This window comes from Providencia sp. NPDC089933, assembly GCF_049545585.1.
Classification (GTDB): Bacteria; Pseudomonadota; Gammaproteobacteria; order Enterobacterales; family Enterobacteriaceae; genus Providencia; species Providencia huashanensis.
On the sequence record NZ_JBMWDT010000003.1, the window covers coordinates 145,005 to 156,937 of the forward strand.

The window sequence follows — 11,933 nt, forward strand, 5'->3', positions numbered from 1 at the left end:
ACAATTGAGGATAGTTTGGGGAGAATATATCAGTATGTGACCCAAATAGCCGAAAGAAGCCAACACAGCTAGAGCTCAAAATATAACGAATACAAATTAATTTTCTAAATAGTTCGAACTCTAGCAAGGCGGCAATTGAGGATAGTTTGGGGAGCATACATTAGTATGTGACCCAAATAGCCGAAAGAAGCCAACACAGCTAGAGCTCGAAATATAACGAATACAAATTAATTTTCTAAATAGTTCGAACTCTAGCAAGGCGGCGATTGAGGATAGTTTGGGGAGAATATATCAGTATGTGACCCAAATAGCCGAAAGAAGCCAACACAGCTAGAGCTCGAAATATAACGAGTACAAATTAATTTTCTAAATAGTTCGAACTCTAGCAAGGCGGCGATTGAGGATAGTTTGGGGAGCATACATTAGTATGTGACCCAAATAGCCGAAAGAAGCCAACACAGCTAGAGCTCGAAATATGACGAAAATTTAGGCGCTCTTTCTCTTATCAGCAGAAATATTACTATAATCTGGGCTCTCTAATGCAATTAGCTCATCTAATAGCTCGGTTAAACGTTGCATTTTTTCCTGAGAAAAGGCCTGCTCTATTTTTTGATAACCCTCTTCCACTTCTTGACGCGCTTTGTCATATAACTCTTGCCCTGCGGGCGTCAAAGAGACATACAATTTACGTTGGTCATTCAACGGTTTTAAGCGGAAAATTAAGCCCTCACGTTCCATACGGGTTAAGATCCCCGTTAAACTTGGACGAAGAATACAGGTTTGGACTGATAATTCATGAAAATCAATTGAACGTTTATCAGCTAAAACCCGAATGATACGCCATTGCTGTTCAGTCAAATTATACGACTTCAATATTGGCCGAAAGAACCCCATTGCGGTTTCCCTTGCCTGCAACAATGCAATTGTCAATGATTCATGCATAAGCTTAAAACTCACCACTCAATTAAAGTTATTTAATCCAATTTAGGTGCTTCACGGTGACTACCATTTTGCTGTATTGGACGTTATTTTGTTCAATCGCACACTGTCTATACTGACTTTTACACGACCAATTTACTTATTACCAAGAGTAGCACGGTCAAATAACAATCTCAAAGAAAAACCCTAAAATATTAATGAGTAAATAATTTAAAAAACAACATACAAGTTAAATATTTGTAAACCATAAAAAATAGCAAAAATAATAAACCATACAATAACAATGGGTTGCATCATTGCCATCTGATTATGTTAATACGATCACAATTAAAATTAACATTTCCATAAACCTATTGCTAATTTTAAAATTATACTTTATTAATATATTAATAATTACTCGAAAGTTAAATTCTTTTCATAAGGAGTTGTCAATGAAAGGCACTGTTTTTGCCGTTGCCCTCAACCACCAAAGCCAGCTTAATCACTGGCTAGAGGCATTCCAGCAAGCCCCTTATAAAACCCCACCTAAAACACCAGTGTGGTTTATTAAGCCGCGTAATACGCGTATTAACTCAGGTGAGCCAATCATCCATCCTATTGGAGAAGAAGTTCAAAGTGGTGCAACGCTAGCGCTAGTCATTGGTAAAGAAGCACGTAAAGTGAGTAAAACCGATGCACATCAGTTTATTGCAGGGTTTGCACTAGCAAACGAAGTGAGCTTGCCAGAAGACACCTTCTATCGTCCTGCCATTAAAGCTAAGTGTCGCGACACCTTTTGCCCAATAGGTGAAATGGCGACAACTTCGCTAAATGCTCCTGTCGATATCATCACTCAAGTAAATGGTAAGGAAGTGGATCGTTGGTCAACAAAAGATCTGATCCGCGATGCTAGCGAGTTAGTGGCAGCACTAAGCGACTTTGCCACCCTAAAACAAGGGGACGTGATCCTAATAGGCACACCACAACAACGTGTCACTATCAAACCGGGTGACGAAGTGGTCATCCTAGCAGAAGGCTTCCCTAGCCTGAAAAACACCGTTGTGGCAGCAGGAGGAAAATAATGTCTACTATCACTAAACGCGCAAAAGTTCTGTTTAAAGGCACTGAATATTCCGTCACTGTTGGCGACAACGAAGAAATAACCTTACCAAACGGGGATGTTATTGCTGGTGATTCTTCCGATATCGTGTGGTTACCTCCTGCACAAGGGACTTTATTTGCCCTAGGCTTGAATTATGCGGATCACGCAACAGAATTAGAGTTTAAGCCACCTGAAGAGCCGCTAATTTTTATTAAAGCTGAAAATAGCTTAACGGGCCACCGCCAAGTCTCAGTCCGTCCAGATAATGTTGAATATATGCATTATGAGTCTGAATTAGTGGTCGTAATTGGTAAAGCTGCCCATAAAGTATCGAAAGAAGACGCGATGGATTATGTCGCAGGTTACACCGTGTGTAATGACTATGCGATCCGCGACTATCTTGAAAACTATTATCGTCCAAATTTACGTGTTAAAAGCCGCGATACCTTAACACCAATTGGTCCTTGGATCGTCGATAAAAGCGCAGTTAAAGACCCTCACAACCTAGCTTTATATACCTATGTTAATGGTGAACTTCGCCAAAAAGGGACAACTGCTGACCTAATTTTCGATATTCCATTTTTAATTGCTTACCTCAGTGACTTTATGACACTGCAACCGGGGGACATGATTGCCACAGGGACACCAAAAGGGCTGTCTGATGTGGTACCGGGCGACGAAGTCATTGTTGAAGTTGAAGGTGTTGGCAGACTAGTCAATACCATTATCAGCGAAAAAGAATATGAGGAACGAGTGTAATGACTAAGATTAACCATTGGATCAACGGAAAAAACGTTGCTAGCAAAGACTATTTTCAAACCACCAACCCAGCAACTGGCGAAGTATTGGCTGAAGTCGCGGCTGGTGGGCAAGATGAAATCAATCAAGCCGTTGCTGCTGCAAAAGATGCCTTTCCTAAATGGGCCAATACCCCGATGAAAGAGCGCGCTCGCTTAATGCGTCGCCTTGGTGAACTCATTGATGAAAACGTCCCTCAAATAGCGGAAATGGAAACCCAAGATACTGGTTTACCTATTCATCAAACTAAAAATGTGTTGATCCCTCGTGCCTCACATAACTTTGAATTCTTTGCCGAAATTTGCCAGCAAATGAATGGTCGTACCTACCCAGTTGACGACAAAATGATGAACTATACCTTAGTTCAACCTGTTGGTGTTTGCGCACTGATTTCCCCATGGAACGTCCCATTTATGACGGCAACATGGAAAACAGCCCCTTGTTTAGCGCTGGGTAATACCGCTGTGTTGAAAATGTCTGAATTATCACCATTGTCCGCTAACCGCCTTGGGGAGCTGGCACTTGAAGCAGGTATCCCTGCGGGTGTTCTTAACGTGGTTCAAGGTTACGGTAGTACTGCCGGTGACGCGTTAGTTAAACACCATGATGTACGCGCGGTTTCCTTCACAGGGGGTACCGCCACTGGCCGCACCATCATGCAAAATGCAGGCTTGAAAAAATACTCAATGGAATTAGGCGGAAAATCCCCGGTTCTGATTTTTGAAGATGCAGACATTGAACGCGCATTAGATGCCGCACTGTTCACTATTTTCTCAATAAATGGCGAACGTTGTACCGCAGGTTCTCGGATCTTCATTCAAGAAAGCATTTACCCTGAGTTTGTAAAACGCTTTGCTGAACGTGCAAACCGCCTCATCGTCGGCGACCCGAACGATCCAAAAACACAAGTCGGTGCATTAATCAGCGAACAACATTGGAACAAAGTATCTGGTTACATTCGCTTAGGTATGGAAGAAGGTGCAACCCTATTAGCTGGTGGCCCAGATAAACCAACTGACTTACCTGCACACCTAAGAAACGGTAACTTCTTACGCCCAACTGTTCTGGCCGATGTTGATAACAGCATGCGTGTCGCACAGGAAGAAATTTTTGGTCCAGTTGCTTGCTTAATTCCGTTTAAGTCAGAAGAAGACGGTTTACGCATGGCAAATGATATCGAATACGGTTTAGCTTCCTATATTTGGACACAAGATGTGAGCAAAATCTTACGTTTATCTCGTAATATCGAAGCCGGTATGGTGTTTGTTAATACCCAAAACGTACGTGACCTACGTCAGCCATTTGGTGGTGTTAAAGCATCCGGTGTTGGCCGTGAAGGTGGCGAGTATAGCTTCGAAGTCTTCGCGGAAATGAAGAACGTCTGTATCTCCTACGGAGACCATAACATCCCTCGCTGGGGTGTGTAATAAAAAGCAAAATTATTCAGTAGCAAGCTACACCATTCTTTATTCTAAGTAATTTTGAATCAATGATAATTAATTTGGCTACTTATCCTAAATAATTCGTATTGTAGCTAGGCGGCAAGTGAAGTTATCCCTAGGAGCATACTGAAGTATGTGACTAGGGTAACTTTATGAAGCCAACAACGCTACGGCGCGAAGTATGACGGATAAGCGAAGGAGGAAGGAAATGGGTAAGTTGGCACTCGCCGCAAAAATAACACACGTCCCATCCATGTACCTATCAGAACTACCGGGTAAAAATCATGGATGCCGCCAAGCCGCTATCGATGGTCATAAAGAAATTAGCCGTCGTTGTCGCGAATTAGGCGTTGATACCATCATTGTTTTTGACACGCACTGGCTGGTCAATAGTGCTTACCACATCAACTGCGCCGATCATTTTAAAGGTATATATACCAGTAATGAACTCCCTCATTTTATTCGTGATATGGAATATGAATATGATGGAAACTCAGTCCTAGGCCAAATGATCGGCGAAGAAGCGCGCAAATTAGGTGTTCGAGCTCAAGCTCATGAAATTCCAAGCTTAACTCTCGAATATGCGACTTTAGTTCCTATGCGCTATATGAATAGCGACCGCCACTTTAAAGTGATTTCTATCTCCGCATTCTGTACTTCTCACAGCTTTGAAGACAGCCGGAAATTAGGCGAAGCCGTACTGACCGCGATCGAAAAATACGATGGCACCGTGGCTGTATTGGCTAGTGGTTCTTTATCACACCGTTTTATTGATGACCAAAAAGCCGAAGATGGTATGAATAGTTACACCCGCGAATTTGATGAGCAAATGGACAAACGTGTTGTGAAACTATGGCGTGAAGGTCGTTTCCAAGAGTTTTGCAAAATGCTGCCTGAATATGCTGATTATTGCTATGGTGAAGGGCATATGCACGATACGGTAATGCTATTAGGCATGCTGGGTTGGGATAAATACGCGGAAAAAGTGGAAGTGTTAACGGATTTATTCGCCAGCTCGGGGACAGGGCAAATTAACGCCGTATTCCCTCTTCCAAGTTATATTACTGAAAAACAAACCGCTACTGTATAAGGAATTGTTATGCCTCATTTTTATGCAGAATGCACAGAAAACATTCGTGATGAAGCCGAGCTCCCAGCGTTATTCGCTAAAGTGAATGATGCCCTTGCTGAGACGGGGATTTTCCCACTAGCTGGAATTCGTAGTCGCGCTATTTGGCTAGATACTTGGCAGATGGCCGATGGTAAGCACGACTATGCGTTTGTCCATATGACGTTAAAAATTGGTGCTGGTCGTTCCCTTGAAGATAAGCAAAAAACAGGGGAAATGATTTTCGACCTCATCAAAAACCATTTTGCTGATTTAATGGCAAAACGCTACTTAGCACTATCTTTCACCATGGAAGAGCTAGACCCTGTATTAAATTACAAACAAAACAATGTGCACGCCCTATTTAAAGGGTGAGGGTTTAGGCAGTAACTAATCGTTGTATTGAGAGGGCAAGATGGTTAAAAGTTTCGATAAACACATACCGCACTACCTAATCCCATTATTGGGGTCATTAGTGGCATTCGGCCCATTGTCTATCGATATGTATCTTCCTGCCCTACCTCAGATGGGGGTTGCTCTTCAAGCCTCTCAGGGGCAAATGCAGTACACACTAGGCGCTTTTTTTGCTGGCTTTTGTGTCGGGATGCTGTTTTACGGGCCACTGAGCGATTTGCTGGGCCGCCGTAAAATGTTGTTAAGTGGCTTGGCAATCTTTACCGTAGCAAGCTTATTATGTGCTCAAGCCTCTGATGCCAATACGTTAATTATTTTCAGGGCGCTACAAGCTTTTGGCAGCGGTGCTGCAATCGTGATGGCGAGGGCAATTGCTAGGGATGTGTATCCCGCAAATGAATTACCTAAAGTGTTGTCATTAATGACACTCGTCACCATGATTGCTCCATTACTTGCCCCATTACTAGGTGGTTTTCTACTTATCCACTTTCAGTGGCAAGCTATTTTTTATTTGTTGGCGCTGATTGGCCTATCTTCCGTGGCGGCAATTTTTTTCTTGCTCCCTGAAACATTACGCCACCAGCGGGGCACTGAGAATATTATTTGCGTTGCTTTTAAAAACTACGCTCAGGTGCTCAGCGACAAAGAAGCACTGAGTATTATCGGTACCATGGCGTTCTCTTTCGCAGGGATGTTCGCCTTTATTAGTGGCTCACCATTTGTTTACATCAGCTATTTTGGTGTTTCTGAACAGCATTATGGCCTGTTATTCGGCTGCAACATCTTGGGGATGATTGTCATGCTGTTACTCAATGTTAAGTTGCTAAAAACCTATAGTTTGACGCGTATATTGACCATGCAAAGCGGTTTTCAACTTGCGTTTGGCTTATTGTTGTTACTTTTTTATCAACAAAGCCTCTCCATAATTGTTATTCTGGTGGTACTGTTCCTATCGATGGTAAATGCTATCGGCACTAACAGTTTGTCACTGTTACTGCAACATCGCGGAAAAATTGCAGGTAGCGCCAGTGCACTCGCAATTTCAATTCAATTTGCATTGGCTGCTCTGGCTAGTGTTGCAGTTTCTGTATTACAGGATGAATCCCCATTTGCTATGACACTCGTTATGGCTATCTGTGCTGGGTTAAGTTTCACAAGCCAATATTTATCGGCTAAAAATCCCCACTCACAGGTGCAATCAGTGTCTTCGGAGAAAAACGAAAAATGAGCATAAATACCAATTCTACATTATTCCGCCAACAGGCTTATATCAACGGTCAATGGGTTGACGCACAAAACAACAACGTGTTTGAAGTGACAAACCCTGCGAATAACCACGTTATCGCCAAAGTGAGTAATGTAGGGGCGTTAGAAACCCAGCAAGCTATTGAAGCCGCTGAAAAAGCCCTCCCAGCATGGAGAGCTAAAACAGCGAAAGAACGTAGCCAGATTTTAAATAAATGGTTCCATTTGATGATGGAAAACCAAACAGAATTAGCGAAATTGCTCAGTGCAGAACAAGGCAAGTCGATAACCGAATCGATGGGAGAAATTGCCTACGGAGCCAGTTTTATTGAATGGTTTGCTGAAGAAGGTAAACGCATTTACGGTGAAACTATTCCGTCACCACTCCCAGGTCGCCGCCTTGTAACAATAAAACAACCTGTCGGTGTGGTTGCGGCAATTACGCCTTGGAACTTCCCTAATGCGATGATCACCCGCAAAGTCGGTCCAGCTCTAGCAGCCGGTTGTACTATGGTACTAAAACCCGCCGCAGAAACACCACTCTCTGCGCTTGCACTCGCGGCATTAGGTGAACAAGCAGGTATCCCTGCTGGCGTATTTAACATCGTCCCAGGCACAGATGCCCAAGCCATTGGCGGGGTAATGACCTCCAGCCCTATTGTCCGTAAATTGACTTTCACAGGTTCTACCCGTGTTGGCAAATTATTGATGGAACAATGCGCTAATACTGTGAAAAAAATGTCCCTTGAGTTAGGTGGTAATGCGCCATTTATTGTCTTTGATGATGCGGATTTAGACGCAGCAGTACAAGGGGCTTTAGCCGCAAAATTCCGTAACAGCGGGCAAACCTGTGTATGCGCTAACCGCATCTTAGTTCAAGAAGGTGTCTATGATGAATTCGCCGCTCGCTTAGCAAAAGCTGTAAATGAACTAAAAATTGGCCCATCAACCCAAGCAGATTCACAGCAAGGCCCGCTGATTAACCAAGCCGCTGTCGATAAAGTGACAGAGCACATTGCTGATGCTGTTTCTCATGGTGCGAAAGTGATTGCAGGTGGTAAACCAGCGTCGTTGGGTGGTTTGTTCTTTGAACCTACAGTGATCACCGGTGTAACCGAATCCATGAAAGTCGCTAAAGAGGAAACATTCGGTCCACTCGCGCCTTTATTCAAATTCCGTGATGAGCAAGAAGCCATTGCACTAGCGAATGACACTGAGTTCGGCTTGGCATCCTATTTCTATTCAAAAGATATCGGTCGAATCTACCGTGTTGCTGAGGCTTTAGAAAGCGGAATGGTCGGTATTAATGAAGGCATTATTTCAAATGAAGTGGCCCCATTTGGTGGCATTAAGCAGTCTGGTCTGGGGCGTGAAGGCTCACGCTACGGAATTGAAGATTATCTGGAAGTGAAATACCTCTGTTTCGGTGGTCTTTCTAATTAGAAAGACACATTAGCTGGCGGTATTCGCTTTTAAAATCTTAGCTCTAAATAATTCGAGTTAGAACAAGGCGGCAAATGAGACTAATCCCTTAGGAGCATACCCGTGTGACTAGGGGATAGGCGCAAGCCTATCGTGAAGCTAACGCAGTTATAGCTCGAAGTATGACGAGCTGAGGTGCAAAAGGAGAATAAGATGTTACAAAAAGATGTCATATTGCAAATAGCCCAACGCCTTAATCAGGCTGAAAAATCACGTGAGCAGATCCGCCAGATTTCGTTGGATCACCCAGAGATGACGATTGACGATGCTTATGCCATCCAAAAAGAATGGGTTGGTTTGAAAATTGCTGAAGGACGTATACTCAAAGGCCATAAAATTGGGCTAACCTCCAAAGCAATGCAAGCAAGCTCACAAATAGATGAACCTGATTATGGCGCGCTACTTGACGATATGTTTTTTGATGACGGTTGTGATATTCCCACTGACCGCTTTATTGTCCCTCGTATTGAAGTAGAGCTTGCTTTTGTTCTCGCAAAACCCTTACACGGCCCCAACTGCACCATCTTTGATGTCTATAACGCAACTGATTATGTGATCCCTGCTCTTGAGCTAATTGACGCACGTTGCCATAACATAGACCCAGACACTAACCGTCCCCGTAAAGTATTCGACACAATTTCGGATAATGCGGCTAATGGTGCAGTGATTTTAGGCGGCAGACCTATCAAACCACGCGACTTAGATATGCGTTGGATTAGCGCACTGTTATATCGCAATGGCGTGATTGAAGAGTCTGGTGTCGCTGCCGCAGTTCTCAATCATCCCGCTAACGGTGTTGCTTGGTTAGCCAATAAATTAGCGCCGCATAATGTCCAACTTGAACCGGGCCAAATCATTCTTGGTGGTTCATTTACCCGACCTGTTCCTGCACGTAAAGGCGATGTGTTCCACGTCGACTACGGCAATATGGGTTCTATTAGCTGCCGTTTTGTATAAGGAAATACTATGGATCTGTTAGAAAATAAATTTAAAAAAGCCTTAAAAAGTGGTCAACCGCAAATTGGGTTATGGCTTGGGTTATGTAGCCCATACAGTGCTGAACTTGTTGCTGGTGCTGGCTTCGATTGGCTATTGATTGACGGTGAACATGCACCGAATAATGTACAAACTATATTATCTCAATTACAAGCAATAGCCCCTTATCCATCACAGCCAGTCGTCCGCCCACCGTGGAATGACCCGGTGATCATCAAACAATTGCTGGATATTGGTGCTCAGACACTTTTATTACCTATGGTGCAAAATGCTGAACAAGCAAAACAAGCCGTCCGTGCGACTCGCTATCCACCAGCGGGAATACGCGGTGTTGGTAGTGCATTAGCGCGTGCGTCACGCTGGAACCGTATCCCCGATTATTTAACTCGTGCAAATGATGAAATGTGCGTAATCGTGCAAGTAGAAACTCGTGAAGCAATGAATAACCTGCCTGAAATTTTAAACGTTGAAGGAGTGGATGGCGTATTTATTGGCCCAGCAGATCTCAGTGCCGATATGGGTTTTTCTGGTAACCCTAATCACCCAGAAGTTAAAGCCGCAATAGAAAAAGCTATTGTACAAATTCGTGAAGCCGGTATCGCCCCTGGGATCTTAATGGCGGCACCAGACGTTGCCGAACACTACCTGAAACTCGGTGCCCTGTTTGTGGCAGTAGGTGTGGATACCACATTACTTGCTCGTACCGCTGAAGCGCTGGCAGCTAAATTTGGCAAAACCGTCTCAGAGGTCACTCCAAGTACACCAAGCGTTTATTAACAATAAGTATCGCTAAATAGGTCAATTTTAACCCTACAGACAATTACCCTATTTAGCTAAATAAAAAAGCAATATCACAATATAGGGCAGACAGCACCATGACTGCCTACTAGTCCCTTGTACCTATAAAATCTTCAAAAGAAAGAATTGAGGGCCCTACAATATGAGTAATCAACAACTTGCAAGCACTAACCCTGCTGAGCAACATAAAAATTTAACTGAGCCACAGCAACGGGTAATTAATAAACTATTCAAACGGCTGATAGTATTCTTATTCGTACTATTTGTGTTTTCATTCTTAGACCGGATTAATATCGGCTTTGCCGGCCTAACTATGGGAAAAGATATCGGCCTCACTTCCACCATGTTTGGCTTAGCGGCAACCTTATTTTATGTCACTTATGTTATTTTTGGTATTCCAAGCAATATCATGCTCAGTATTGTGGGGGCTCGCCGTTGGATAGCCACCATCATGGTGCTTTGGGGAATTGCCTCAACCGCAACCATGTTTGCGACCGGGCCAACCAGTTTATACATCTTACGGATGTTAGTGGGGATAGCAGAAGCAGGTTTCCTACCGGGCATTTTAGTGTATTTAACCTACTGGTTCCCCGCTTATTTCCGCGCTCGTGCTAATGCCTTATTTATGATAGCCATGCCAGTTACCATGGCATTTGGTTCACTCGCATCTGGCTATATCCTTGGTTTAGATGGCGTTTTAAACTTAAAAGGCTGGCAGTGGTTGTTCCTACTAGAAGGTTTCCCATCAGTGATCCTTGGGGTACTCGTTTGGTTCTATCTGGATGATTCTCCGAAAAAAGCCAAATGGCTGACCCAAGAAGATAAAGACACGCTTCAAGAAATGATGGACCAAGACCAACTGGAATTAGTGCAACCCCATGGCTCAAAAAGCCATACAGCAATGCAAAATACCAGTTTATGGAAAGAAATATTCACCCCTGTTGTCTTGATGTATACCGTCGCTTATTTCTGTTTAACCAATACATTAAGCGCAATTAACATCTGGACACCTCAGATCATGCAAAGCTTCAATGAAGGCAGTAGTAATGCCATGATCGGCCTGTTAACTGCAATCCCACAATTTTGTACCATCTTAGGGATGATCTACTGGAGTCGGCGGTCAGACCGTTTGCAAGAACGGAAAATGCATACTGCCTTACCGTATTTATTCGCCGCCGCAGGCTGGGTACTTGCTGCCATGACGAGTCACCCAATTATCCAATTGATTGGTATTATCATGGCCTCAACAGGTTCTTTCACTGCCATGGCCGTATTCTGGACGACCCCTGATCAATCCATTAGTTTACGTGCTCGAGCTATCGGTATTGCGGTTATCAATGCAACGGGTAATATAGGCTCAGCCGTCAGTCCACTATTGATAGGTTGGCTAAAAGACCAAACAGGTAGCTTTAATTCAGGCCTCTATTTTGTGGCAGGTTTGCTGGTCGTCGGTGCACTATTAGTTATCGCTATCCCAATGAAGAACTCAAGACCAAGAGCAACACCTTAATATTTTGATGATTTGAATGATTTGAATGTTTTAATAATTTATGCTGCAAATAATTATTAAAGGGTGTTACCCAAAATAATTTGGTTTGCAGCTAGGCGGCAAGCAAGTTAACCCTTAAGA

The 11,933-nt window shown here is 43.4% G+C and carries 11 protein-coding genes; 10 read left to right on the forward strand and 1 reads right to left on the reverse strand.

Translation table 11 applies throughout. From position 1 onward, the window contains the following. Positions 1–486: 486 nt before the first annotated feature. Positions 487–942, reverse strand: a complete 456-nt coding sequence (hpaR, locus tag ACPEH5_RS06135) for a homoprotocatechuate degradation operon regulator HpaR (protein ID WP_042846846.1) — start codon at positions 940–942, stop codon at positions 487–489. Positions 943–1,370: 428 nt separating this feature from the next. On the opposite strand from hpaR, the gene ACPEH5_RS06140 reads away from it, so the two are divergent. The 10 genes from ACPEH5_RS06140 (at position 1,371) to hpaX (ending at position 11,813) form a co-directional block, all read left to right on the forward strand. Continuing rightward, positions 1,371–2,000 (forward strand): fumarylacetoacetate hydrolase family protein, encoded by a 630-nt coding sequence (locus ACPEH5_RS06140; protein ID WP_042846847.1) that lies wholly within the window; start codon positions 1,371–1,373, stop codon positions 1,998–2,000. After that, positions 2,000–2,779 carry a fumarylacetoacetate hydrolase family protein gene (locus ACPEH5_RS06145; RefSeq protein ID WP_042846848.1) on the forward strand — a complete coding sequence of 260 codons (780 nt, stop codon included), beginning with the start codon at positions 2,000–2,002 and terminating at the stop codon, positions 2,777–2,779. Before ACPEH5_RS06140 ends, ACPEH5_RS06145 begins: the two co-directional genes overlap by 1 nt. Beyond that, positions 2,779–4,245: a 5-carboxymethyl-2-hydroxymuconate semialdehyde dehydrogenase gene (gene hpaE / locus ACPEH5_RS06150; RefSeq protein ID WP_042846849.1), complete on the forward strand. Its 1,467-nt coding sequence runs from the start codon at positions 2,779–2,781 to the stop codon at positions 4,243–4,245. Before ACPEH5_RS06145 ends, hpaE begins: the two co-directional genes overlap by 1 nt. Before the next feature lie 223 nt (positions 4,246–4,468). After that, a complete protein-coding gene (gene hpaD, locus ACPEH5_RS06155) occupies positions 4,469–5,350 on the forward strand; it encodes a 3,4-dihydroxyphenylacetate 2,3-dioxygenase (protein ID WP_042846850.1) in 882 nt (293 codons plus the stop codon). Positions 5,351–5,359: 9 nt separating this feature from the next. After that, positions 5,360–5,743: a 5-carboxymethyl-2-hydroxymuconate Delta-isomerase gene (locus tag ACPEH5_RS06160; protein ID WP_042846851.1), complete on the forward strand. Its 384-nt coding sequence runs from the start codon at positions 5,360–5,362 to the stop codon at positions 5,741–5,743. A 40-nt stretch (positions 5,744–5,783) separates the two neighbouring features. Continuing rightward, positions 5,784–7,010: a Bcr/CflA family multidrug efflux MFS transporter gene (locus ACPEH5_RS06165; protein ID WP_080750906.1), complete on the forward strand. Its 1,227-nt coding sequence runs from the start codon at positions 5,784–5,786 to the stop codon at positions 7,008–7,010. After that, positions 7,007–8,470, forward strand: coding sequence for an NAD-dependent succinate-semialdehyde dehydrogenase (locus tag ACPEH5_RS06170; RefSeq protein WP_281110686.1), 1,464 nt, complete (start codon positions 7,007–7,009; stop codon positions 8,468–8,470). Before ACPEH5_RS06165 ends, ACPEH5_RS06170 begins: the two co-directional genes overlap by 4 nt. 192 nt (positions 8,471–8,662) lie before the next feature. Next, entirely contained in the window at positions 8,663–9,466 is an 804-nt protein-coding gene (gene hpaH, locus ACPEH5_RS06175) for a 2-oxo-hept-4-ene-1,7-dioate hydratase (RefSeq protein WP_129466846.1), read from the forward strand. A 9-nt stretch (positions 9,467–9,475) separates the two neighbouring features. Next, the gene (gene hpaI / locus ACPEH5_RS06180) at positions 9,476–10,282 is read left to right on the forward strand and encodes a 4-hydroxy-2-oxoheptanedioate aldolase (protein WP_129466847.1); all 807 of its coding nucleotides are present in this window, start codon (positions 9,476–9,478) and stop codon (positions 10,280–10,282) included. A gap of 163 nt (positions 10,283–10,445) precedes the next feature. Then, a complete protein-coding gene (gene hpaX / locus ACPEH5_RS06185) occupies positions 10,446–11,813 on the forward strand; it encodes a 4-hydroxyphenylacetate permease (protein WP_042846855.1) in 1,368 nt (455 codons plus the stop codon). Positions 11,814–11,933: the final 120 nt, after the last annotated feature.

Coding starts and splice junctions, on each gene's coding strand:
- ACPEH5_RS06170 (WP_281110686.1), top strand. CDS start 7,007: ATGAGCATAAATACCAATTCTACATTATTCCGCCAACAGGCTTATATC.
- hpaX (WP_042846855.1), top strand. CDS start 10,446: ATGAGTAATCAACAACTTGCAAGCACTAACCCTGCTGAGCAACATAAA.
- ACPEH5_RS06160 (WP_042846851.1), top strand. CDS start 5,360: ATGCCTCATTTTTATGCAGAATGCACAGAAAACATTCGTGATGAAGCC.
- hpaH (WP_129466846.1), top strand. CDS start 8,663: ATGTTACAAAAAGATGTCATATTGCAAATAGCCCAACGCCTTAATCAG.
- ACPEH5_RS06145 (WP_042846848.1), top strand. CDS start 2,000: ATGTCTACTATCACTAAACGCGCAAAAGTTCTGTTTAAAGGCACTGAA.
- hpaD (WP_042846850.1), top strand. CDS start 4,469: ATGGGTAAGTTGGCACTCGCCGCAAAAATAACACACGTCCCATCCATG.
- hpaE (WP_042846849.1), top strand. CDS start 2,779: ATGACTAAGATTAACCATTGGATCAACGGAAAAAACGTTGCTAGCAAA.
- hpaI (WP_129466847.1), top strand. CDS start 9,476: ATGGATCTGTTAGAAAATAAATTTAAAAAAGCCTTAAAAAGTGGTCAA.
- ACPEH5_RS06140 (WP_042846847.1), top strand. CDS start 1,371: ATGAAAGGCACTGTTTTTGCCGTTGCCCTCAACCACCAAAGCCAGCTT.
- ACPEH5_RS06165 (WP_080750906.1), top strand. CDS start 5,784: ATGGTTAAAAGTTTCGATAAACACATACCGCACTACCTAATCCCATTA.
- hpaR (WP_042846846.1), bottom strand. CDS start 942: ATGCATGAATCATTGACAATTGCATTGTTGCAGGCAAGGGAAACCGCA.